Origin of the sequence: Lentzea tibetensis (assembly GCF_007845675.1) — a bacterium.
GTDB lineage: Bacteria > Actinomycetota > Actinomycetes > Mycobacteriales > Pseudonocardiaceae > Lentzea > Lentzea tibetensis.
Genome location: NZ_VOBR01000010.1, coordinates 117530 through 138919, shown reverse-complemented (window position 1 = coordinate 138919; position 21390 = coordinate 117530). Strand labels below are relative to the sequence as shown.

At 70.2% G+C, this 21390-nt stretch carries 24 protein-coding genes; 11 read left to right on the top strand and 13 right to left on the bottom strand.

The window, feature by feature from the left end; translation table 11 throughout:
* Positions 1 to 27 precede the first annotated feature (27 nt).
* The 4 genes from FKR81_RS17800 (at position 28) to FKR81_RS17785 (ending at position 2947) form a co-directional block, all read left to right on the top strand.
* Positions 28 to 657 carry a TetR/AcrR family transcriptional regulator gene (locus tag FKR81_RS17800; RefSeq protein ID WP_146353180.1) on the top strand — a complete coding sequence of 210 codons (630 nt, stop codon included), beginning with the start codon at positions 28 to 30 and terminating at the stop codon, positions 655 to 657.
* Positions 658 to 720: 63 nt separating this feature from the next.
* Positions 721 to 1752, top strand: coding sequence for a polyprenyl synthetase family protein (locus FKR81_RS17795; protein ID WP_146353179.1), 1032 nt, complete (start codon positions 721 to 723; stop codon positions 1750 to 1752).
* Positions 1753 to 1823: 71 nt separating this feature from the next.
* Entirely contained in the window at positions 1824 to 2216 is a 393-nt protein-coding gene (locus FKR81_RS17790; protein ID WP_146353178.1) for an NUDIX hydrolase, read from the top strand.
* The gene (locus FKR81_RS17785) at positions 2213 to 2947 is read left to right on the top strand and encodes a glycoside hydrolase family 16 protein (RefSeq protein ID WP_146353177.1); all 735 of its coding nucleotides are present in this window, start codon (positions 2213 to 2215) and stop codon (positions 2945 to 2947) included. The genes FKR81_RS17790 and FKR81_RS17785 overlap by 4 nt, the downstream gene beginning before the upstream one ends.
* On the opposite strand, the gene FKR81_RS17780 is transcribed toward FKR81_RS17785, so the two are convergent.
* From FKR81_RS17780 to FKR81_RS17750, 7 genes are all read right to left on the bottom strand, one after another.
* Positions 2926 to 3453, bottom strand: a complete 528-nt coding sequence (locus tag FKR81_RS17780; protein WP_146353176.1) for an alpha/beta hydrolase family protein — start codon at positions 3451 to 3453, stop codon at positions 2926 to 2928. The two genes, FKR81_RS17785 and FKR81_RS17780, sit on opposite strands and share 22 nt — an antisense overlap.
* A gap of 31 nt (positions 3454 to 3484) precedes the next feature.
* Positions 3485 to 3922, bottom strand: a complete 438-nt coding sequence (locus FKR81_RS17775; protein WP_146353175.1) for a Clp protease N-terminal domain-containing protein — start codon at positions 3920 to 3922, stop codon at positions 3485 to 3487.
* Positions 3922 to 4419, bottom strand: coding sequence for a GNAT family N-acetyltransferase (locus FKR81_RS17770; protein ID WP_146353174.1), 498 nt, complete (start codon positions 4417 to 4419; stop codon positions 3922 to 3924). The genes FKR81_RS17775 and FKR81_RS17770 overlap by 1 nt, the downstream gene beginning before the upstream one ends.
* A 112-nt stretch (positions 4420 to 4531) precedes the next feature.
* Complete coding sequence (locus tag FKR81_RS17765) at positions 4532 to 5167, bottom strand: Clp protease N-terminal domain-containing protein (protein ID WP_146353173.1); 636 nt, start codon at positions 5165 to 5167, stop codon at positions 4532 to 4534.
* Positions 5167 to 5367, bottom strand: coding sequence for an RNA polymerase subunit sigma-70 (locus FKR81_RS17760; protein WP_146353172.1), 201 nt, complete (start codon positions 5365 to 5367; stop codon positions 5167 to 5169). The genes FKR81_RS17765 and FKR81_RS17760 overlap by 1 nt, the downstream gene beginning before the upstream one ends.
* Positions 5368 to 5371: 4 nt before the next feature.
* Positions 5372 to 6064, bottom strand: a complete 693-nt coding sequence (locus tag FKR81_RS17755; protein WP_146353171.1) for a hypothetical protein — start codon at positions 6062 to 6064, stop codon at positions 5372 to 5374.
* Between the two features lie 10 nt (positions 6065 to 6074).
* A complete protein-coding gene (locus FKR81_RS17750) occupies positions 6075 to 6644 on the bottom strand; it encodes a LysE/ArgO family amino acid transporter (RefSeq protein WP_146353170.1) in 570 nt (189 codons plus the stop codon).
* 69 nt (positions 6645 to 6713) lie between these two features.
* On the opposite strand from FKR81_RS17750, the gene FKR81_RS17745 reads away from it, so the two are divergent.
* Both FKR81_RS17745 and FKR81_RS17740 read left to right on the top strand, forming a co-directional pair.
* Positions 6714 to 7589: a LysR family transcriptional regulator ArgP gene (locus FKR81_RS17745; RefSeq protein ID WP_146353317.1), complete on the top strand. Its 876-nt coding sequence runs from the start codon at positions 6714 to 6716 to the stop codon at positions 7587 to 7589.
* Positions 7590 to 7643: 54 nt separating this feature from the next.
* On the top strand, positions 7644 to 8312 hold the full coding sequence (locus FKR81_RS17740; RefSeq protein WP_235921615.1) for a DUF998 domain-containing protein: 669 nt from the start codon (positions 7644 to 7646) through the stop codon (positions 8310 to 8312).
* Here FKR81_RS17740 and FKR81_RS17735 read toward each other — a convergent pair.
* Positions 8251 to 9846, bottom strand: a complete 1596-nt coding sequence (locus FKR81_RS17735; RefSeq protein ID WP_146353169.1) for an AMP-dependent synthetase/ligase — start codon at positions 9844 to 9846, stop codon at positions 8251 to 8253. The two genes, FKR81_RS17740 and FKR81_RS17735, sit on opposite strands and share 62 nt — an antisense overlap.
* A 46-nt stretch (positions 9847 to 9892) precedes the next feature.
* Here FKR81_RS17735 and FKR81_RS17730 point away from each other — a divergent pair, with 46 nt between their 5' ends.
* From FKR81_RS17730 to FKR81_RS17720, 3 genes are read left to right on the top strand one after another with little or no spacing between them, the layout of a single operon-like run.
* Positions 9893 to 10432, top strand: a complete 540-nt coding sequence (locus FKR81_RS17730) for a TetR/AcrR family transcriptional regulator (RefSeq protein ID WP_146353168.1) — start codon at positions 9893 to 9895, stop codon at positions 10430 to 10432.
* 10 nt (positions 10433 to 10442) lie between these two features.
* On the top strand, positions 10443 to 10853 hold the full coding sequence (locus FKR81_RS17725; protein WP_146353167.1) for a type III secretion system chaperone family protein: 411 nt from the start codon (positions 10443 to 10445) through the stop codon (positions 10851 to 10853).
* The gene (locus FKR81_RS17720; RefSeq protein WP_146353166.1) at positions 10853 to 11422 is read left to right on the top strand and encodes a TIGR03086 family metal-binding protein; all 570 of its coding nucleotides are present in this window, start codon (positions 10853 to 10855) and stop codon (positions 11420 to 11422) included. Before FKR81_RS17725 ends, FKR81_RS17720 begins: the two co-directional genes overlap by 1 nt.
* Here the strand turns inward: FKR81_RS17720 and FKR81_RS17715 are convergent.
* Complete coding sequence (locus FKR81_RS17715; protein ID WP_146353165.1) at positions 11388 to 16265, bottom strand: tetratricopeptide repeat protein; 4878 nt, start codon at positions 16263 to 16265, stop codon at positions 11388 to 11390. The two genes, FKR81_RS17720 and FKR81_RS17715, sit on opposite strands and share 35 nt — an antisense overlap.
* A gap of 104 nt (positions 16266 to 16369) precedes the next feature.
* On the opposite strand from FKR81_RS17715, the gene FKR81_RS17710 reads away from it, so the two are divergent.
* Complete coding sequence (locus FKR81_RS17710) at positions 16370 to 18193, top strand: putative bifunctional diguanylate cyclase/phosphodiesterase (protein ID WP_146353164.1); 1824 nt, start codon at positions 16370 to 16372, stop codon at positions 18191 to 18193.
* On the opposite strand, the gene FKR81_RS17705 is transcribed toward FKR81_RS17710, so the two are convergent.
* Positions 18190 to 18471 (bottom strand): putative quinol monooxygenase, encoded by a 282-nt coding sequence (locus FKR81_RS17705; protein ID WP_222598303.1) that lies wholly within the window; start codon positions 18469 to 18471, stop codon positions 18190 to 18192. The genes FKR81_RS17710 and FKR81_RS17705 overlap by 4 nt on opposite strands.
* An 87-nt stretch (positions 18472 to 18558) precedes the next feature.
* Here FKR81_RS17705 and FKR81_RS17700 point away from each other — a divergent pair, with 87 nt between their 5' ends.
* Entirely contained in the window at positions 18559 to 18885 is a 327-nt protein-coding gene (locus tag FKR81_RS17700) for a condensation domain-containing protein (RefSeq protein ID WP_146353162.1), read from the top strand.
* Here FKR81_RS17700 and FKR81_RS44355 read toward each other — a convergent pair.
* The 3 genes from FKR81_RS44355 to FKR81_RS44345 all read right to left on the bottom strand — a co-directional run.
* The gene (locus tag FKR81_RS44355; RefSeq protein ID WP_222598302.1) at positions 18860 to 19267 is read right to left on the bottom strand and encodes a hypothetical protein; all 408 of its coding nucleotides are present in this window, start codon (positions 19265 to 19267) and stop codon (positions 18860 to 18862) included. The genes FKR81_RS17700 and FKR81_RS44355 overlap by 26 nt on opposite strands.
* A gap of 90 nt (positions 19268 to 19357) precedes the next feature.
* On the bottom strand, positions 19358 to 19711 hold the full coding sequence (locus FKR81_RS44350; RefSeq protein WP_222598301.1) for an esterase/lipase family protein: 354 nt from the start codon (positions 19709 to 19711) through the stop codon (positions 19358 to 19360).
* 205 nt (positions 19712 to 19916) lie between these two features.
* A partial coding sequence (locus tag FKR81_RS44345) for a tetratricopeptide repeat protein (protein WP_222598300.1) occupies positions 19917 to 21390 on the bottom strand: 1474 nt, incomplete at its 5' end.

Sequence of the window (21390 nt, the reverse complement as noted above, 5' to 3'; positions counted from 1 at the left end):
GGGACCGACGGGTCAAGAGGTGTGTCGATGGGAACAACCGAGCAGCGGGTGCGGCGCGCGGCGATCGAGCTGTTCGCGGAACGGGGCTTCCACGGCACCGGCATCCGCGACCTGGCCGAACGCGCAGGCCTGTCGTCCGCGACGCTCTACCACTACATGGGCACCAAGGAGGACCTGCTCGTCTCGATCATGCGGGAGAGCCTGACCAGGCTCGTCACCGCGGGCGAGCGGCTGCCGGGCGCGTCACCGCAGGAGCGCGTCGCGGGGCTCGTGCAGCTGCACGTGCTGACGCACGCCGTCCAGCAGGAGGAGACCCGCGTCGTCGACGACGAGATGCGCTCGCTCACCCCGGCGCGGCGGGCGGAGGTCGTGGCGCTGCGCGACCGGTACGAGGCGCTCTGGCAGAGCGCGATCGACGACGGGTGCTCGGTGGGCGCGTTCACCGTGAGCGCGCCGCGCGTGGCCCGGCTGGCGCTGCTGGAGATGTGCAGCGGTGTCGCCAGGTGGTACGCGCCGGACGGTCCGATCCCGCTGCCGGAACTGGCCGTCCGCTACACCGAGATGGCGCTCGGCCTGCTCGGCGGTGCCGAGGTGCCACCCGCTGACGTGGCCGGGATTCGGGTACTGGTGGACACCGTGTGGGCGTCTCAAAACTAGCTTTCGTCTACGGTCCGGCCCGCATCGTTGACGCGTCGGAGTCGAATAACTTCCACTCCTGACATGACGAGGGCGCACGTCTCACCGCCGGTCGCGGCGACGATCAGGGACCTGACGAAGCTGGTCGAGGACGGCATGTCGGCGTTCCTCGCCAGGGAGCAGGCCCGGCGCGCGGTGCCCGACCCGCGCGGTGCGATGCCGGTGATGGAGATCGCGTCGCTCGCACGGGCAGGTGGCAAGCGGCTGCGCCCGGTGTTCTGCCTGAGCGGGTACCTCGCCGCGGGTGGCTCGTCCACCGAGGAACCGGTGCGGGCGGCGATGGCGCTGGAGCTGCTGCACATCGGCGCGCTGATCCACGACGACGTGATGGACGACTCCGACCTGCGGCGCGGCGTGCCGACCACGCACGTCAAGCACGCCCAGGCGCACGAAACCCAGTGCTGGCAAGGCGAGTCGCGCCGCTACGGCGACGCGATCGCGATCATGGCGGGCCTGCTGGCGTGGACGTACGCGGACAAGCTCATGGCCGACCTCTCGCCCGCTGTCACGCGCGAGTGGTTCGAACTGCGCGCCGAGCTCGTCGCGGGCCAGACGCTCGACGTCGTCGCGGCGGCCGAGTTCGCCGCGGACCCCTTGCTGGCGCGGCACATCGCGGTCGTGAAGTCCGGCCGCTACACCATCCACCGCCCGCTGGTCATCGGCGCGACCCTGGCCGGCCGCCCCGAGCTGGCGCCCGCGTTCGAGGTCTACGGCGAGGCGCTCGGCGAGGCGTTCCAGCTGCGCGACGACCTGATCGACGCGTTCGGGTCGGCCTCGGCCAGCGGCAAGCCCGCCGGGCTGGACTTCGAGCAGCACAAGATGACGCTGCTGCTCGCGCTGGCGATGCGCGAGGACGTGGCGGTCCGCGAGCTCGTCGAACGGGGCGCGTTCGACGAGCTGCGCGGCCACCTGATCGGGGTGCGCGACACCGTTGAGGACCACATCGCCGACCTGGTGCGCAAGGCGCGCACCGCGATCGGCGACGCGCCGATCAGTCCGGAGTGGATCGGCGAGCTGTCCGCGATGGCGGGGAAGGTGGCTTACCGGGATCGCTGACCGGGTTCGGCCGAGTCCGCTACGGTTCGTACCGTGGCACGGCTCGCATCCGGGACCCGAGGAGCGCAACGGTGATCGACAAGGTCGCGTGGATCCACCTCGTCGACGGCGAGGTCCTCGGCACCCGGTCGCACGGCAAGGACACCTACTACCTGCCCGGCGGCAAACGCGAACCGGGAGAGTCCGATGTGGACACGCTCGTTCGCGAGATCCGGGAGGAGCTGTCGGTCCGGATCGACCCGGCGACCGCCGAGCACCTCGGCACGTTCGAGGCGCAGGCGCACGGCCGCGCCGACGGGACGATCGTGCGGATGACGTGCTACACCGCGCGGCACAGCGGGGAACTGGCGCCCGCCAACGAGATCGCCGAGCTGGCGTGGCTGACGCTGGCCGACCTCGACCGCGTGTCCCCCGTCGACCGGATCATCTTCGCCCATCTGCACGAGCAGGGTGTGCTGACATGACCGAGCTGATCTTCGAGGACAGGTTCGACGCGCTCGGGGAACACTGGTTCCCGCACTACCTGCCGCACTGGAGCTCGAGGGCGGCGACCGCGGCCAGGTACGAGGTGGGCGGCGGCCTGCGGCTGCGGATCGACGAGGGCCAGCCGCCGTGGTGCCCGGAGTTCGACGACGAGAACAAGGTTTCCGGCTTCCAGACCGGGGTCTTCTCCGGACCCGTCGGCGGCGCGATCGGCCAGTCGCGGTTCCGGCCCGAGCTGCGGGTGCGCGAGGAGCAGGAGAACGTCCAGCTGTTCACGCCGACGTACGGGCGGTTCGAGCTGCGCGCCAAGGCGCTCGACGACCCGAGGTTCATGGTGGCGCTGTGGATGATCGGCTACGAGGACGTGCCGGAGCGTTCCGCCGAGATCTGCATCGCCGAGATCTTCGGCAAGAACGTGCGCGACGGCAGCGCGGGCGTCGGCATGGGCCTGCACCCCTTCGGGGATCCGGGGATCACCGACGAGTTCGAGGTCGTCGACGTGCCGATCGATGCGCGTGAGTTCCACGTGTACGCGGCGGAGTGGCGGCCGGAAGGCGTGCGGTTCTTCGTGGACGACCAGCTGGTCAAGGAGTCCGACCAGTCACCGGACTACCCGATGCAGTTCCAGCTCGCGATCTTCGAGTTCCCCGGTGAGAGCGGTGCGACCTACCCGCAGGTGTTCGAGGTCGACTACTTCCGCGCGTACCGCTGAAGGAACTCGAGCACCTCGGCCTTCATCCGCTCCTGGTACGCGACGCGGTCGAAGCCGGGCGGGTCCTGCGACGCGTGCCACGACGTGGTGTGCTCGTCCTTCTCGCCGCTCAGCATCAGGATCGGGACGCGGACGTCGTCCAGCGCGCCGTCGAGCATGAACCACGGTGTCGCGGGGGCGAGCAGCACCAGCGCCTGCACCCGGTCGTCGTGCTCGACCGCGAGTGGTTCGGGTTCGCCGCCGGTCTCGTGCGGCGACGCGGTCGGCTTGCCGCCCACCAGCGCCAGCCCGGTGTAGCCGCCGAGCGAGTGCCCGACGACCGCGACCGACGAGATCCGCCACTCCGCGCAGGCGAAGTCGATCACGGCGCGCAGGTGCCGGGGCCGGTTCGTCAGGTTCTCCACCGTGCCGGTGAGCGACCTGTCGTCGCGGTGGTTGCCGGGGTGCTCGGGCAGGGCGACGACGAAACCGTTGCGCGCCAGGTGGAGCGCGAGATCGCGGTACAGCCGTCCAGCTCGAGCGACCGGTAGCCCGCGCTCACGAGTCGGTGCCTGCGAACTCGTGCGCCTCGGGGACGGACGGGTCGGCCAGCTGCCGCGCGATCTCCGCCTGCGCGCGTTCCAGCGTGACGCCGCGCGAGACGAGCGGCGGGTAGCCCTGCCGCAGTACGGCCATCAGCAGCTGCGGCGTGCCGATCCTGGTGGTGTGCTCGTCCATCATCCGCGGCATGAGGTCGCTGGCCTCCTGCGACATCCGCAGCTCGCCCGGTGTCGCGGCGGCGGGTCGCTGCAGCTCGGTGCGCAACGCCGCCACGTCGACGCCCAGCGCGGTCAGCACGTGGACCGCGACGCCTTCCTGGCAGTCCAGCAGGCCCAGCACCAGGTGGTCGATGCCGACCGGCGCGTCCTGCTCCTGTGCGATGTCGAACGCCCTGCGGTTGGCCGAGGCGAACCACGTGGTCGATGCGAGGTACATCAGGATCCCTCCCCAGAGAACCCGCAGTACATCACGTGCAGACCCACGTGGCCCAGCGTCGGATGGGCGAACGCGCCGGGAACCGTGCCGACGATCTCGAAGCCCAGCCGCTCGTACACCTTCACCGCGGAGGTGTTCGACGCGGCGACCGCGTTGAACTGCATGCCGGCGAAACCCCGGTCGCGCGCCCAGTCCAGCGCGAACCGGCACATCGCCGTGCCAACACCCCGTCCGCGTGCCTCCGCGGCGACCATGAAGCTGGCCGTGGCCACGTGCGCGCCAGGTCCAGCCTTGTTGGGCCCCATCTTGGCCGTGCCGAGCGCACCGCCGTCGGCCGCGACGACCGTCAAGCCGGGCGGCCGCTCTACCCAGATGGCGCGCGCGTCGGACTCGGTCATGTCCGGTTCGTAGGTGAAGGTGTCCGCCGCGCGCACGACCTCGCGCACGATCGGCCACACCAGCGGCCAGTCCCCGTCGGCGAACTCCCTGATCTCCACCCGGCGGACGCTACTGAGGCCCTACAGGCCGGACAACGCATTTGGGCCGTGTCCTGCAAGTCTCGTCCGCGATAGTCGCGGCCGAGGGGCCCGTGACTCTCATCGAACGGACTTACAGGACACGGCCCAGGTGCGCGGTGGCGATGCGGCCGGTCGTGTGCTGGTAGCGCCGGACGATGTCGTTGTGCCGCACCGACCTGCCGATCCGCCGCTCGGCGCGCAGGAACGCGTTGCGCCGCGGCGGCGGGAACTGGGCGACCAGCTCGGCGAGCATCGCCTCCCGGTCGAGGCCCGCGGTGGCGAGCACCCACGCGACGCCGGGGTCGAGCGCCAGCAACGCCATCGCGAGGTGGTGCGGGCGGTGCACGCGTTCACGCCGGGCCAGCGCGAGCCGCAGGGACGCCTCGTAGACCGCCTGCGCGTCCAGCCCCAGCGGCGGGTCCAGCCGGGCGCAGCGCTGCCGCGCCTTCGCGACTCCCAGCGGCAGCAACGGTTCCCTGCGCGGCGGGCGGTCCACCGACGTCAGGTCGACGAGGTGCGCGACACCCAGCGGAGCCAGCACCTCGCGGTCGGCCGCGGCGCCGGCGCCGAGTGGTGCGGCGGCATGCACGGCGGCCCTGATCGCGGGGTTGTCCGGGTGCAGCGCGAGGAGCAGGTGCTCGCTGCCCGTGCGCGGGTGCCCGAGGTCGCGTGCCGCCTTGATCGCCCTGCCGACGAGCCGGTCCAGTGCGGGGTCGCTGCGGAACATCAGTCCTCCCGGTGCTTGCGGTGCACGGTCTGCTTCGTGACGCCGAGGCGCAGCGCGATGTCCCGCCACGACCAGCCCGCCCGGCGCGCCGCCGCGACCTGGTCGGCCTCCAGCTGCTCCACCAGGCGACGCAGCCGCGCCACGGCCCGCAGCCCGGCGTCCGGGTCGGTGCTGTCCGCGGCCTCGTCGAGATCGGTCACATCGTCAGCATATGCTGACGCCCGCCTCGGTGACCAGGTCGCGTCGCGTGAACCGGACCTCCTCGTCCAGCGACCACGTGCCGCCGACGTCCTCGGTCGCCGTTCTCGCTTCGGCCAGGAACGCGGTGAGCCGGGGCGTGTGCCGCTCGGCGAGCGGGCGGTTGTCGTGGCTCGGCGTCACCTCGAACGTCTCGGCGAGGAAGCCGAGCACCCACGGGAACCAGATGTCGCTGCGCAGCCGGAAGTGCACGCGCGCCCGGCCGGGACCGGCGAGCAACGGGCCGTACAGGTCGATCGGCGGGCAGTCGACCATCAGTCCGGCGGAGACGTCGACGTCGGCGGGACGCAGCTCGCGCAGCAGTGCCCCCAGGTTCTCGACCCGGCGCTCGACGACCTCACCGGACTCCGCGTACGCCATCAGCGCCGCGACCCGCAGCGTGACGCCGTCGCGCGGCGCCATCCCGGACGACGCGAAGTGGCACAGGTCGAGCACCCCGTCCTCGGCGAACCGGCGTTCGATCCCCATCAGAAGATCGCCCTGGTAGCCGGGTGCCTCGACCACCTCGTACACCTGGTGCCGCACACCGGCGTCGAGCACGCGGCGCAGCCAGCCGAGCAGCGCGGCGGGCTCGGCGTCGCTCAGATCGGCCGTCCACTCGACGAGGTGGTCGCCGTTGGTGATCCAGAGGTTGTCCACGGCTGTGTTGTCAGATTCCGGCGATGAGCGTTACGCCGAGCGCGACCATGGTCGCGGCGACGAGCCCGTCGAGCACCCGCCACGACGCTGGCCGCGCGAAGAACCCGCTGAGCAGCCGCGCGCCGAACCCGAGCGCGGAGAACCAGGTGATGCTGGCGAGCACCGCGCCGAGTGCGAACGACCAGCTGCCCGCCGCGATGGAACCCAGCAGCAGGATGTCCAGGTACACGTGCGGGTTGAGCCACGTCAGCGCGAGGCACGTCACCACCGTCGAACCGCCTGCCGCGGGCACCAGCGCGTGCGGCCGCACCGCCCGCCGAGCGGCCAGGAACCCGTAGCACAGCAGGAAACCGCCGCCGACGACACCGATGACCTTCAGCGCGTCGGGGAACTTCGCCACCACCGCACCGACTCCGCCCACGCCGAGCGCGATGAGCACCGCGTCCGACAGCGCGCAGATGGCCACCACCGCGAGCACCGAGTGGCGGCGGATGCCTTGGCGCAGCACGAAAGCGTTCTGCGCGCCGATCGCGACGATGAGCGAGAGTCCGGTCCCGTAGCCGAGCAGCAGGTTCCCCATGGCACTGACGCTAGGAACCGCCTCGTCATCAGTACAGCTAAAGTTCTTTACGTATCATTAGCGCTCGTGATGGAACTCGCGCGCACCCTGCTGGCCGTCGTCGACGAGGGCACGTTCGACGCGGCGGCCGCGGTGCTGCACGTGACGCCGTCCGCGGTGAGCCAGCGGATCAAGGCGCTCGAACAGCGCACCGGCCGCGTGCTGCTGACCCGGTCGAAGCCGGTGCGGGTGACCGAGTCCGGCGAGGTCGTGGTGCGGTTCGCGCGCCAGCTCGTGCGCCTGGAACACGACACGTGGTCCGAGCTGGGCATGACCGACGACGGCGAGCCCGTGCGGCTGCCGATCGCGGTGAACTCGGACTCGCTGTCGACGTGGTTCCTGCCCGCGCTCACCCGCGTGCCGCTGCGCATCTGCTTCGAGCTGCACCGCGAGGACCAGGACCACACCGTCGCACTGCTGCGCGAGGGCAGGGTGATGGCGGCCGTGACGTCCTCGCCCGAGCCGGTCGCGGGCTGCTCGGTGCGCAGGCTCGGCAGCCTGCGCTACGTGCCGGTGGCGAGCCCCGCGTTCGTCGCCCGCTGGCTGCCTGCCGGCACGCCTTTGCGGCAGTCGCTGCCCGACGCGCCCGTCGTGGTGTTCGACCGCAACGACGACCTGCAGGACGAGTTCGTCCGGTCACTCACCGGAGGCCGCGGCGCCGGCCGGTGGCGCCACCACCTGCCCGCGCTGGACGCGTTCCTCGAGGCCGTCGTGGCCGGGATGGGGTGGGGGATGCTCGGCATCCAGGCCGCTGAGCCGCTGGAACGCTCGGGTGCGCTGGTCAACCTCGCTCCTGGGCGTCCGATCGACTCTCCGCTGTACTGGCAGCAGTGGAAGCTCGACTCGCCCGCGCTGGCGGCCGTGGCCGAAGCGGTGGCGGCTACGGCCGCCGAGCAGTTGGCGTAGCTGTCGACTTCCTCAAGCCAGGAACCGGACGATTCGCCCAGCCGTTGGGCAGGCGTGATACCCCGACTCACCGCCATCGGCGGATCCCTGGCCGTACTCGCCACCGTGCTCATGATCGGCACCCTCGACCTGACCGTGGGCGCGATGCGGCGCACCATCAGCGTGTACGCGCTGGGCCCGTACCGCTGGGTGTTCGACAGCGCGGTGCTGCTGCTCGCGGCCGGGTCGCTCGCGATCCTCGCGGTGCTGGTCCACCGGGGGCTCGCGCGGTGGCGGTCGGGTGGCGCGGTCGCGCTGGTGCTGTGGTCGGTGGGGCTGGCGCTGGTCGTGGCGTTCCCCAAGCACGACTGGTCGGTCGGGCCGAGCGCCAGCGGCAGCATCCACCGGTTCGCCAGCATGATGGCGTTCATCAGCCTGCCGATCGCGATGATGCTGCTCGCGCGGCCGTGGCTGCGGCACCGCGAGTGGGCGGGCCACGCGCGCTGGACGTTCGGGTTCGGCGTGCTGTCGGTGCTCGCGTTCACGCCGATCCTGTACGCGATCGTCATGAACGTGGTCGCGGGCACCGCGTGGTGGCGGGTGTTCCCGCTCGGCTACACCGAACGGCTGCTGGTGGTCACCGAGGTGGCCGCGCTGCTCGTCGTCGCGGTGTGGGCGCTGGCTAGTACAGGCCGTCGAGCACTTCCGCGTAGCGCTTCTCGATCTCCCGTCGCCGCGGCTTGAGGCTCGCGGTCAGCAGGCCGTCCTCGACGCTGAAGTCGTGCTGCAGCACGGCGAACTTCTTGATCGTCTCGTGCCGGGCCAGCGTGGCGTTGACGGTGTCGACGGCGTGGCGCACCTCGGCCTGGGTATCCACTTCGGACGACACGGTGTCCGGGTCGAGCGTCACCAGCGCGACGCAGTACTGGCGGCGATCGCCGTGCACCAGCACGTTGCTGATGTAGGGCGACGCGGCCTTGACGCGCGACTCGATCGGCGTCGGCGCGACGTACTTGCCGCCCGAGGTCTTGATCAGCTCCTTCTTGCGGTCGGTGATCCGCAGCCTGCCCGCGGAGTCCAGTTCGCCGATGTCGCCGGTGTGCAGCCAGCCGTCGACGATCGAGGTCGCGGTCTCGTCCGGCCGGTTGTGGTAGCCGCGCATGACGCCGGGGCCGTGGATCAGGACCTCGCCGTCGTCGGCGATGCGCACGTCCATGCCGGGGATGGGCGGGCCGACCGTGCCGAACGCGTGCTGGCCAGGCCGGTTGAGGAACGTCGCCGCGGACGACTCGGTCAGGCCGTAGCCCTCCAGGATCGTGATGCCCGCGCGTTCGAAGAAGCGGCCGATCTCCGGTGACAACGGCGCCGAGCCGGACACGAAGTACCGGATCCGCCCGCCGACCCGGTCACGCAACTTGCTGTACACCAACCGGTCCGCGAGCCAGTGCGTCCACTTCGGGTGGTCGCGGTCGGCCCACTCGAACATCTTCTGCGCGACCGCGCCCTTGGCCCGCGCACCGGCGACGATCCGGCCGTGGATCTTCTCGAAGATCCGCGGCGCGGCGGCGACGATCGTGGGACGAAGCTCGCCCAGGTTGTCGACGATCCGCTCCACCGAGCCGTCGACGGCGGTCGGCACGCCGGCCGCGATCATCGCCATGGTGAGCACCTTGCCGAACGCGTGCGACAGCGGCAGCCACAGGAAGTGCAGGTCGTCGGGGCGCAGGATGCCCAGCGACGCCACGGCCTCCGACGTGCGCAGCCAGTTCTCGTGGGTCAGCTCGACGCCCTTCGGCGTCCCGGTCGTGCCGGACGTGTAGATCAGCGTGGCGAGGTCGTGCGCACCGCGCGCGTCGACCAGCGCGTCGTAGTCGCCGTCGGCCTCGGGGACCTGTCCGAACCGCAGCACGTGCGGCACGTCGAGCATCGCGGCCTGCGCGTCGGTGTCGACGACCGCGATGGCGCTGCCCGAGTCGCTGATGATGTGCGCGCACTCGCCCGCGGTGCTGTTCGGGTAGATCGTCGTGGTGGCGCCACCGGCCGCGAGCACGGCGAGGTCGGTGATGATCCAGTCGATCGTCGTGCCGCCCATGAGCGCGACCCGGTCACCCGGCCGCAGCCCCAGCTCCACGAGCCCGAACGCCTGGCGCCGGACGCGTTCCTGCAGCTCGGCCCATGTGAGCCGAGCCCAGCCGTCGCCTGCTCGGTAGCGCATCGCCTCGGCGTCGGGGGTCTGTCCGACGCGGGCGCGCAGCAGGTCCGGGATCGAGTGCGCCATTGCCATCTCCTCTGGAGCGTTGCTCTAGAGCGGTACTCTAGCGTCTATGACCGATGCGAGACAGTCTGTGCTGGACGCCGCGCTCGCGCTGGTCGACGCGGGCGGCCTGGACGCCGTCACGATCACCGCGCTGACCGACCGCTCCGGCGTGTCGAACGGCAGCATCTACCACCACTTCGGCAGCAGGGCGGGCGTCTTCGCGGCCCTGTACGTCGACAGCTTCGCCCGCTGCGTCGCGGCGATGCGCCCAGCGCTCGACGACCGCCCCGCGTCCGTCGTGGTCCGCGAGGTCGCCGAGCGCTACCTGCACTGGGTCGAGTCGAACCCGTCGCGCGCCCGTTTCCTCTACACCGCACCGGCGACGGCCGACGTGTCCGCGAAGCTCGAGCTGTTCGAACCGGTGCTCGCGTGGTTCGGCGCCCGGATGGAGGCGGGGGAGATCCGCGCTTTGCCGCAGTGGGCGTTGGACCCGGTGGTGATGGGCCCCGCGCACGAGTCGGTGCGCCGTTTCCTGATGGGCGCGTTCTCCCTTGCCGATGCTCGTTCCCTGGTGGCTGACGCCGTGTGGGCGGTCGTTCGCCCGTAGGGTTGTTGTCATGGCAACGTGGGCAGATCTCGCGGAGTACGTCCGCCGCTCTTACGAAGTGATCAGCGACGAGCCCGAGGAGCTGCGCATCCTCGTCGGCTTCGGCGACGAGGACGAGGACGACGACCCGCGCACCCAGGTCGTCATCATCTGCCGCGAGGTGCTCGACCGGCGGCACGAGTGGGTGCAGATCGCCTCGCCGTGCGGCCTGGTCGCCACGGTCGACCTCAAGGCACTGCTGGAAGAGGTCGGCAAGTCCACCGTCGCGTGCGGTGTCGCGATCATGGGCGACCACGTCGTCGTCCGCCACGCGCTGCCGCTCGCGAACCTGGACATCGAGGAGTTCACCGAGCCTCTCGCGTTGCTCGCCGGCACGGCGGACACGCTGGAGGAGCAGTTCTGGGGAGGAGACGGATACTGATGCACGATCTGGGGCCGGCGGCACGGTGCATGGCCGCCTTGTTGGCTGACATCAAGGACGACCAGCTCTCGCTGGCAACGCCTTGTCCCGACTACGTGCTGGGCGACCTCGTCGAGCACGTGGGCGGCCTGGCGCTGGCGTTCCACGGTGCCGCGATCAAGAAACCGTTGCAGAGCGCGCCTTCCGGCGACGCGTCGCGCCTCGAGGACGGCTGGCGCGAGACGTTCGCCGAGCGCCTGGACGCGCTGGCGGAGGCGTGGCGCGCACCCGACGCGTGGGAGGGCATGACGCAGGCCGGTGGCGTCGACCTGCCGGGCGACGTGGCCGGTTGCGTGGCGCTGAACGAGCTCGTCGTGCACGGCTGGGACATCTCCCGTGCGCTGGGCCAGGACTACGAGCCGTCCGCCGAGTCGGTGGCCGGTGCGCTGGAGTTCGTGGCGGAGTTCCCGCCTTCCGGGCCGGAGCGCGGCGGTGCGTTCGCCGACGCACTCCCGGTGCCCGGCGACGCGTCCCAGTTGGACAGGTTGATCCTGCTCACGGGGCGGGGTCTGGCACCGCCAGCATCTTGATCAACGGCAGCACCCTCGGGTGGACCGCGCCGAGCTCGGCCAGCCGAGTGATCCACGCGGTCCGCTCGTCGGGTGCGAGTTCACAGGCGTCGCGAAGGTGGCCTCCGCAGTCGTCGTCCCCGTCGATCGCGCTCGCGACCTCGAAGTAGAACAGCGCGTTCATCGCCTCGACGTTCTCCTCGGACGTCAGGAACGCGACCATCGCGATGTGCGCCAGGGCCGGTGCGTCGGGGCGGCGGGCGGTCTCGTCCAGCAGCGCGGCCAGCCGGTCGCGCTGCTCCAGCGCGTCCAATGTCGCGGTGAGCTGCTCGTCGTGGCCCGCCTGGGCGAAGTCGATCAACGCCAGTGCGATCCTCGCCCGGTTGCCGACGTTCTGGTCCAGGTCGTCTTCCGTGGCCATCCGCTTCAGCGGTTCGACGAACTCCTCGTCGAACAGCTCGGCGCGGCGTTCGGTGAGCAGCAGGCGCCGGGTGGCCGGATCCGCCCACAGGAAGTCCGCCGCGAGGCTCACCCTGACCAGCTTCCGGTACGAGGCGTCGACCCCGGCTGAGCGCGCTTCGTCCCGATGAGCCGAGTAGGCCTTCGCGACCTCCCGGCTCTCCCCGGCCAGAGCTTCGCGCACCGCCAGGTCGAAGGACGCGTCGAGCAACTCCGGGTGCGCCCGCAGAACCTCTCTCTGGCCCTCGACCGAGCCCGCGCTGATCCATTCCTTCGCCAGCGCCAACTCGTCCTCGTCGACGGTCAGCCAACTGGGCAGCGTGTCGGTGTTCGTCGTGACCGCCCACGCGGTCGCCCACGCGTCAGAACTGGCACGCCAGTGCCCGCGCGCCCGATCGCGCGCGGCCGCGACGACTCGGCGATCGCCATCCCGCTCGGCCACCTGCAACCAGGCGGCTGTCCGCGGATCGCCCCGTTCTGCCGCGTCCGAGCGGGACACCAGCAACCTGGTCGCGTCGCCGGTGGGCACGGCGTCGAGCGCGTGCTGCCAGGCCGCCTCGACCCGTTCGTCGTCGGAGTCCTCCAGCAGACGGGTCAGATCGGTGAGTGCGGAGGCGAGTTCGGGCAGGAGCGTCGGGTTGCCGGCCGCTGCCGTCGTGAGCAGCTCGATGGACTCCTCGAGTGGTTCGACGGCCTCGGCGAGCTGCGCGAGCTCGACGTGCCACGAGCCGATGTTCTTGAGCGCCTTGGCCAGGTCCGGGACGTGTGCGGGATTGTGCGTCGCCAAGGGACGACGCAGCTCGACGGCCTCGCGGGTGGTGGCGATCGCTTCGGCGTGGTGGTTCGTCCTGCTCTTCCAGACGCCGACGCTGTGGAGTGCCAGAGCGAGGTCGGGCAGATGGGCGGAGCTGGTGGCGGCCGCCTCGCGCAGCAACGTCACGGCTTCCTCGGCGCAGGCGATCGCTTCGGTGTGGCGCTCGACCTCTCCGTGGCACCGGGCGAGGTTGATGAGCATCCCGGCGAGACCGGGCCGGTGCGCGGGGTTGCCGGTCGCCGCGTCCCGGTACAGCGCGACGGCTTCCTCCAGTGCGGCGATCGCCGCGGTGGTGTGCGCGTTGTTCTTGCAGTTGACTCCCAGGTTGCTGAGTGCCGAGGCGAGTGCGGGTACGTGCATGGGATTGACGGCCACCGCTGCGCGGAAGAGGTCGACCGCTTCCGCGGCCAGCTCGAGGGTTTCGGAACCGCGCCCGAGTCTGTGCCGCACGTTCACGAGGTTGTGCAGGGCTCCGCCGAGGTCGGCGATGTGGGCGGGGTTGGTCGCTGCCGCCTCACGCAGGAGCGTGATGGCTTCTTCGATCGGGGCGAGCGCCTCGGCGTGGCGACCGACGCTGCAGTAGGAGCTGCAAAGGCCGTTCAACGCACTGGCGAGGTCGGTCCGATGCGCTGGATGCCGGACCACCAGCGCACGCCGCAGGGCGACCGCCTCTTCGGCGGGTGCGATGGCGTCGGAGTCGCGCCCCACCGCGCGGTACCGCATGCCCAGGTGGATGAGCGCCTTGGCGAGGTCGCCCGCGCAGCCGGGGTTGTGCTCCGCGAGAACGCGCGCGTTGGCCACGGCTTCCTCCGCTGGAGCGAGGGCCTCGGCCCAGCGGCCGACCTTGTCGTACGAGGAGCCGAGGTTGATGAGAGCCCTGACGAGCCTGGGCAACTCCTCCGGATTTCCCGCCGCGGCCAAGCGGGCGAGGACGACCGAGTTCTCGATGCACTCGATCGCTTCGGCGTGGCGGCCGAGATGGTTGTAGAGGTTGCTGAGATTGGTGAGCAGGCCGGCGAAGTCCGCCGCTCGGACGGGTTTCCCCGTCGACCGGTAGAGCGCGACGGCTTCCTCGGCGGGCGCGAGCGCGTCGGCGTACCTGCCCACGTCGCCGTACATGACGCCGAGGTTGCTGAGCGCGGTGGCGAGGGTCGGCCAGAGGTCCGGGCTGGTGGTCATCGCGGCGCGCACGAGCGAGACCGCTTCCTCGGTCGCGGCGATCGCGTCCGCCTGGCGGCCGACCCCGCTGTACCAGTTGCCGAGGTTGATGAGCGTGCCCGCGAAGCCGGGCACGAACACGGGGTGGTGCGCGGCCAGCTCGCGCACGAGCGCGGAGGCCTGCTCCGTCGGTGCGATGGCGTCGGAGGTCCGGCCCACCTCGTCGTAGCAGATGCCGAGCTGCATCTGCGCGCGGATGAGATCGGACGTGTACACGGGGTCGTCCTCGGCGAGGGCCGTGTACAGGAGAACCGCGTCCTCGATGGGCGCGATCGCCTCGGTGTGGCGGCCGCGGGTCCGGGCGTCGTTGCTGAGGTACATCGACGCGTCGGCGACGTCCGCGCGCAGGCCGGTGGTCCTGGTGGCCAGCTCGCGCAGCGCGACCAGCCCGTCGTTGCCCGCTTTCGCCGCGTGCAGCCACGCGTAGTCGCGCAGGTAGGCGGGTTCCCAGGACTTCTGCCCATCAGCGAGCAGCTGTTCGTACCGTGCGAGCAACGCACCGAGCACGCGGAGCGCGCCGGGATCGGCGGTGGAGTCGCGGGCTGGGCGCAGGTGGTCCGACAGGCTCTGGTGGGCGAGCCGGTAGACCGCGACTCCTCCCGCACCGTCCTGCACGACGTACCGGCCGAGCTGGTCCACCGCCCAGCTCACGTGGTCGCGGTCGAGCGGCGTGTCCGCCAGGGCCGAGGCGACCGCGAGCCACTCCGCCTCGGGGAATCCGGCGCCCATGCCCCAGGTCAGTGCGGTCAGCATCGTTCGCGCCAGCTGCTGGGGAGTCAGCCCGGACGTCGAGTCCGGAGGCGGCGGCTCGGCGCGGCCCAGGTCGTGGTCGAAGGCTTCTTCGATCGAACCGGCGACGCGCTGCCGCCAGTCCGGTCGCGAGGTGTCCACCGGGGTGGCGCGGAGCTGATCGGTGATCACCCGCGCCAACAGGAACGGGCGCTTCGTCACCGAAGACGACTCGAGGTGTCGCGCGACCTCCTCGGCGTCCATCGTGACGTCCACATCGGACAGCCGGTGGCGGACGTAGTCGTTGATCGCGGCTCGGCCGGACTCCTGGTGGCGCGGCAGGTCGAGGTCGAGCACTTCGGTCGCGGACAGGACGTCCCGCGGGCCGTCGCCACCGATGACGGTCAACGGGCGGGTGGAGACCACGACCGACGCGAACGGTGCGAGGCGCGAGATCACGTCGGAGGCGATCGCGAGCGAGTCACCCCTGGCCTCGTCCAGGCCGTCGATCACGATCACCGGAACCGTCGAGCTCTCGGTGACCGCGCGCTGGACCGCGCCGACCAGCTCAGCGGCGTTCCGGCGGCCCGCGGGTTCCGGTGGCAGCAGTCCGGCGCGCACCAGCTGGCCGTCCAGCACGTCGGCCACGAGGTCGGCGGTCAGGCCGCGGGCGTGGACGTGCGCGGTGACCGAACCCCGGCCGGGATCGGCGTGGGTCCACCGCAGCCCGGCGCGTTCCTCCGCGTTCGACATCGACACGACCCGGCCGACGATGGCGGACTTGCCCGTACCCGCTGAGCCCGTCACCACCCGCACGCCGGGTTCCGCGGCGACCACCCACGAGACGACCTGGTCGACCTCCGCCGCACGGCCGGTGAACCAGGAGCGGCGGTCCTCGGACGCACCACCTCGTGCGGCCAGGAGGAGATGTTCCACGACCTCCTCGGGGGCGTCTTCGGTCCACAGCGGATTCGGCAGCATGTACCAGCCGCGGCCACGCCGCAGGAAGTCCGGTCGCTGCTCGCCCCGCCACTCCTCGAGCAGCGCTTGGCCGAGGTCCTCACCGAGGATGAACCTGTTGTGCCTCGACCAGCGGCGCTTCTGGTCCGGGGAGTCGGGTCCGTGCTTCAGCAGCTTGACCAGCAGCGCGCCGAACGCGCCGTCACGGGCCCCGTAGTCGGCGGTCGAGCAGGACACCAGGAAGCCGAACCACACGTGCTCGTGCGGCGCCTCCAGGTTGGTGATCCACTCGGCCGCCTGGTGCGCGGCGTGCAACACGGCTTCGGCCTGGCAGGTGTCGATGATGAACAGCAGCTGGTTCGCGCGCGACCGCACGCACCGGCGGATGACCTCGGCCGCGGCCAGGTCGTCGACGTCGTTCCGCGTCGCCAGGCGCAGACCCGCGTCGTTGCTCCCGTGGCCGCTCCACAACAACACCAGCGCACGGCCGTCGGCCTTGCCCTCGAACGACTTCAGGTGCCGGGTGACGTCGTCGGTGGTTCCGTTGAGCAGCGGTTCACCTTCGTACGACGTGGAAAGGCACTCCGCGACGGCACTCACGTCGGCGACGGCGTGGTCGAGCCGGCGCAGTCCGACGTCGTAGGTGTCGATGCCGACGCCGATGAACACGCCGCGCTTCCCCATGTGCGTCCCCTCGTTGGATCCCTGTACATCGGCGCGTCCGCGCGTCGACTTGAACAGCCGGAACCGGCGGACCGTCGAGGCTCGCCGGAGTACGTTTGGGCCCGATGGACGAGAACCCGCGCAACGAGGTCTCCGGGACCGTGCACGGCCCGAGCGTGCAGGCGCACCTGATCAGCGGTGTCGTGCACGTGCACGCGGGCGGCGAGAAGCTGCTCGCCGTTCACGAGGAGCTCAACCGGGTGCGGGCGCAGCTCGTCGAGAGCATGCGCGCCGAACGCGACATCACGCAGGTCGTGTGGGTGCTGCAGACCGTGCTCATGCAGTTGCAGGCCACGATCGCCAGGCTGACCTGGGAACGGGACGGCCACCGCGAGGAGCTGCACCGCACCCGCGACTCGCACGCCAGGACCGAGCAACGCCTGGTGCGCGCGGAGTCGGAACGCGAGCAGGCGTTGCGGCTGGTGGAGATCGCGCGCGCCAGGGTGCTGGCGCTGGAGTCGCGGCTGGGCAGCTCGCCACCCGCACCGGTGTTGCCGAGCTTGGCGGCCGACCAGGTCGACATCGGGCTGGACATGGTCGACCGGTACCTCGACGAGCAGGGCGAGCGGTTGCGAGACCTGTCCGCCGCGCTCGACAAGTCCCAGCTGCCGGGGCTCACGCGGGACAAGCTGACCGGGCTGCTGACCAAACGGTCGGCCGTGCAGCTGCTGGACCACCTGCTCGCCGCGGGCGACCAACCGGCGGTGCTGGTCGCCGACCTGGACAGGTTCAAGCTCGTCAACGACGCGATCGGCCACCGCGCCGGTGACGAGGTGCTCGTCGCACTCGCGAAGATCCTCGAGGAACGGTTGCCCGCCAACTGCTCCGCGGCGCGGTACTCCGGCGACGAGTTCATGGTCGTCTGCACGGACACCGGGGTGCACGGCGGGATCGACGCACTCGCGGTGAACGTCTCCGTCCTGTTCCGGGCGGACGTTCCGGTGCGCGGCAGGCAGGTCGCGGTCACGGCGTCGCTCGGCGCCGCCGAGCCGGGAGGGCGGCCGGCGACCGGTGAGGACCTGGTCAGGTTCGCGAGCACCGCGATGGCCCACGCCAAGCTGCGCGGTCCCGGACTGGTGTCCGTCGCGAGCCGGAACCAGATGGTGATGATCGAAAATGCCGTGGACCTGGATGGCCAGCTGCGCGACTGCCTGCTGCACGGCTTGCTGCGGCTGGACTTCCAGCCGATCGTTCACCAGGACGGCCGGGTGGACATGGTCGAGGCGCTCGTGCGCTGGCCGCACCCCTACCGCGGGCTGCTGCTGCCGGACCAGATCCTGAGGGTGGCCGAGTACTCCGGCAAGCTGCGGGACCTGGACATCTGGGTGCTGGGCGCGGCGTTGCGCGAGGCCGTGAACTGGCCGGGGGACGTCGCCGTGACGGTGAACCTGTCCGGGCTGACACCGGACGACCCCGAGTTCGTCGACGTCGTCGAGAGCGCCGTCGACGAGGCGGGCATCGCCTGGAACCGCGTGGTGCTGGAGCTGACTGAGACGGTGGTGCTCGCGAGCCTGTCGCGCGCCGACTCGTCGATGCGGCACCTGGTGGATCGGGGCGTCCGCTTCGCTCTCGACGGGTTCGGCACCGGGTACTCCTCGCTGGCGAGGTTGCGCGACCTGCCGGTGCAGATCATCAAGGTCGACCGCACGTTGGTCGCGCAGGTGGGTCACGACGGGGCGGGGTCCGCCGTTGCGCTGGCGGCCGTGAGCGTGGCGAGGGCCATGGAGTTCCGTTGCGTCGCCGTCGGCGTGGAGACGCCCGCCCAGTTCCACGTCCTGCGTGGCCTCGGCGTGGACTCCTACCAGGGATGGCTGTTCGCCCGGCCGGTGCCGGGCGAACAGCTGCGGGATCTCCTCGCTCGCGGGCCGCTGCCGGTGCCGTTGACTTAGTGCTGGGCGCCCAGGCCCCCGACGATCGTCGTCTCCTGGCCGCTGAACTCACCGGTGAGCATCGGCATCGCTTTCGCGATGGCCTCTTTGGTCTCCGGCAGCTGGAGCGAAGCCGCGTGCGCGTCCTTGGACCGCCACGACTCGAACACCCAGATGGTGTCCGGTTCGGTGTCCGACACCGAAACGACGTACAGATCACACCCGTGTTCGCGGAGGCCGTCCACGCCGCTGAGCAGGATCGACACCACGTCGTCGCGGTGACCGGGCTTCGTCTTCATCGAACCTAGGTAGCCGTAAGACACAACCGAGAGCGTAGTGGGTTAGGGTTGCCTAACCAGGTGAACGGTGAGGCTGCGTTGAGAACCATGACGGTCCAGGTGCGTGCCGGGTTGGGCGAGGGGCGGCTCGTGACCGCCGTGGAGTCGGTGCTCTGCCGACACCCCGAACTGCGCGGCGACGCGGCACGATGTTTCCACCGCGTCGAGGTCGGCGACCCGGTCGCGGCCACGCCGGCGCGGCTCGCCGAGGCAGGGGACCGGCTCGAGTCCGAAGAGGGACTGCTTCAAGCCGTGTGGCTCGACGCCGGGCCTGAGCGGTCCGGGCGGCTGCTGCTCGTGCTGCACGAGCAGGCCGGCGTGTCGTGGCAGACGTTGTTGCCCGAGCTGGTCAGCGGCTGGACGTCCTCGGCCTGAGCTCAGCTCGGATCCCACACGAGTGTTTGAGCGGTGACTCAGGACGTCGGCCAGTGGCGCGAAGTTCGTAGCCGCCGGGCGGCAGATCCTCGAACGTCGCGCGTGCCAGCACGTCGACGATCCGCGGTTCGCGGGCGATCGGCCTGCCCTGTTCTGGCACAACGGTGATCAGCAGTGCCTTCCGCGCCTCCGGGTCCATCTGCGCGGTGACCGGAAGTGGTTCGCCCGCAACGATGAGCTCGGGCACCGCGACGCCCACCGGCACGGTGCCCTGCGCACGCCTGCGCACCGGCTCAGCGGTGATGATCTCTTCGAGCTGGTCCAGCGCGAACGGGTTGGCCTGCAGACTGCCGTGCTGGTCGACGACCCGGCTGCTGTCCATCGTTAGCCGTGGCCCACTCCGCCGGTGAGCGGAACTGTGCCGTCGCCGGAGTCGTTGTCCCCGCCGATCGTGTCCAGCGGCACCGTTGTCTCACCTTCGATGCGCACCGTCGTGCAGGTGGGCTGCCGCGCGCCAACGATCGTGTGCGTCAACCTGGTGCAGCGACGGCATGCTGCGCGCGAACTCGGTGAGGGCGACTGTCAGCGGCCCGATCTTTCTGCGCACCCCGTTGACCAACCGCGCCACGGCCGTCGCGGCTCCGCGGTACGGCGTGCCGAACGTGATCAGCTTGCGCGTTCTCTCTGCGCCACCGCACTTCTCGACGTACCATCGCGCCACCAGGCCGCCCATCGAGTGGTACAGCTTCTTGTCCTGTTGTTGCTCCAGGATCTTGACCAGTGGCTCCCCGTGGTACCGATTGGACAGTCGCCAGCCGTGCGGCACGGTGCAGGTCCGACAATAGTTTGGTCGGGACCACCCCATCCTCGGGATGGTTGTCGCCGATGCCTTCCGGCAGCTTCAACGCGCCGATGTTGCGGCCGAGGTGCCTGATGCCGCTGATGATTGCTTTGCCGACACGTCCCACACCGGTCTGCCGTGCTGTTCGAGCGCGCTTCCCATGATGCCGGGCAACACGACGACCAGGTCGTCACTCGCCATCGTCGGTCTCCGTCAACACGTCGATCAGCGCCAGCACCTCTGGGTGCACTCTGCCGATCCTGGCCAGCTGGCTGATCCACTTGTTTCGCTGGTCGGGGTTGTATTCGATTGCCGCACGCAAGCGTTCGTCAGCTTCGTCGTTGGTTGTGATGGCGCCGGCGACGGCGCCGTAGAAGAGGGCGTTCGCCGCTTCAGGCTCTGTGCTGGCCGTGTAGAACGCCACCAACGCGATGTCTTCTAGCGCCGGGGTATTGGATTTCAAAGCGGTTGACTCCAGGAGAGCCGCGAACAGTTCAGGGTCGTTGAGCGCGTCGAACGTCGCGGACAATGGCTCGTTCTGGCCGGTGCGGGCGAGATCGAGTAGTGACATCGCGACCTCCAACCTACCGTCCGACTCGTCGCCCTCCACGTGTTGTTGCATGTACTCCATGACCAGGTCATCTTGCAGTTCGTCGCGGCGCTCCTCCAAGAGTTGTTGCTGTCGCACAGGATCAGCGTTGGTGAACGTCGCGACAAGACTTCCGAGCACTAGTGGTTGGTAGGCGGCAACCGCACCGACGGATTGTGCTGTTGCTCGTAGTTCCAGGTAGCGACGGGCCTCAGCTTCGTCGCATGCAAGAAGTACCTCCTGCACGGCTACATCGAAGACCTCGTCAAGGAGTTCTGGGTGCGTCGCGAGGTGGTCACGCTCTGCTTCATACGTCGGCGTGGCCAGCCACGCCTCCACCAACTCGAGTTTGTTCGGATCGACCGTCAGCCAGGCAGGCAGCGTCGACTCGTGTGCCGCTTCAGTCCATGCCTTGGCCCACGCGTCAGGGTTGGCGCGCCAGTGCTTCCGTCCAAGCTCATGCGCAAAACCGAGAAGGTCACGTTGCCCGGTCGTTTCGATTGCACGCAGCCACTTGGCACTGTCTGGTGATCCGATCGGCGAGGCGTCAGTTCGGTACAACAACAGCATTGCCGCTGCATCGCTTCCAACTGAGTCGAGCGCGTCCCGCCAGATCTCCTCGACACGACCGCCGCCATCGAAAAGTACGAGAAGTTGGGTCAGGTTGTTGAGTGCGCTGGCCAGGTTGGGCAGGTAGCTGGGGTTGGTGGCGGCGAGTGCGCGGTAGTGGGTGACTGCTTCTTCGGTGGGGCTGACGGCGTCGTTGTGGCGTCCGATGTTGCTGTAGCGGTTGCCGAGGTTGTTGAGGGCCATGGCGAGGTCGGGTAGGTAGGCGGGGTTGTCGGCGGATTGAACACGGCGCAGGGTGACTGCTTCTTCAGTTGGGCTGACGGCGTCGTTGTGGCGTCCGATGTTGCCGTACCGAGTGCCGAGGTTGTTGAGTGCGCTGGCGAGGTCGGGTAGGTAGCTGGGGTTGGTGGCGGCGAGTGCGCGGTAGTGGGTGGTGGCTTCTTCGGTGGGGCTGACGGCGTCGTTGTGGCGTCTGAGGTCGGTGTAGCAGCCGCCGAGGTTGTTG

Excerpts from the sequence above, each read along its gene's own strand:
- FKR81_RS17800 (WP_146353180.1), top strand. The coding sequence starts at position 28 with ATGGGAACAACCGAGCAGCGGGTGCGGCGCGCGGCGATCGAGCTGTTC.
- FKR81_RS17795 (WP_146353179.1), top strand. The coding sequence starts at position 721 with ATGACGAGGGCGCACGTCTCACCGCCGGTCGCGGCGACGATCAGGGAC.
- FKR81_RS17785 (WP_146353177.1), top strand. The coding sequence starts at position 2,213 with ATGACCGAGCTGATCTTCGAGGACAGGTTCGACGCGCTCGGGGAACAC.
- FKR81_RS17775 (WP_146353175.1), bottom strand. The coding sequence starts at position 3,922 with ATGTACCTCGCATCGACCACGTGGTTCGCCTCGGCCAACCGCAGGGCG.
- FKR81_RS17765 (WP_146353173.1), bottom strand. The coding sequence starts at position 5,167 with ATGTTCCGCAGCGACCCCGCACTGGACCGGCTCGTCGGCAGGGCGATC.
- FKR81_RS17750 (WP_146353170.1), bottom strand. The coding sequence starts at position 6,644 with ATGGGGAACCTGCTGCTCGGCTACGGGACCGGACTCTCGCTCATCGTC.
- FKR81_RS17745 (WP_146353317.1), top strand. The coding sequence starts at position 6,714 with ATGGAACTCGCGCGCACCCTGCTGGCCGTCGTCGACGAGGGCACGTTC.
- FKR81_RS17735 (WP_146353169.1), bottom strand. The coding sequence starts at position 9,846 with ATGGCGCACTCGATCCCGGACCTGCTGCGCGCCCGCGTCGGACAGACC.
- FKR81_RS17730 (WP_146353168.1), top strand. The coding sequence starts at position 9,893 with ATGACCGATGCGAGACAGTCTGTGCTGGACGCCGCGCTCGCGCTGGTC.
- FKR81_RS17725 (WP_146353167.1), top strand. The coding sequence starts at position 10,443 with ATGGCAACGTGGGCAGATCTCGCGGAGTACGTCCGCCGCTCTTACGAA.
- FKR81_RS17720 (WP_146353166.1), top strand. The coding sequence starts at position 10,853 with ATGCACGATCTGGGGCCGGCGGCACGGTGCATGGCCGCCTTGTTGGCT.
- FKR81_RS17715 (WP_146353165.1), bottom strand. The coding sequence starts at position 16,265 with ATGGGGAAGCGCGGCGTGTTCATCGGCGTCGGCATCGACACCTACGAC.
- FKR81_RS17710 (WP_146353164.1), top strand. The coding sequence starts at position 16,370 with ATGGACGAGAACCCGCGCAACGAGGTCTCCGGGACCGTGCACGGCCCG.
- FKR81_RS17705 (WP_222598303.1), bottom strand. The coding sequence starts at position 18,471 with ATGAAGACGAAGCCCGGTCACCGCGACGACGTGGTGTCGATCCTGCTC.
- FKR81_RS17700 (WP_146353162.1), top strand. The coding sequence starts at position 18,559 with ATGACGGTCCAGGTGCGTGCCGGGTTGGGCGAGGGGCGGCTCGTGACC.
- FKR81_RS44355 (WP_222598302.1), bottom strand. The coding sequence starts at position 19,267 with ATGGACAGCAGCCGGGTCGTCGACCAGCACGGCAGTCTGCAGGCCAAC.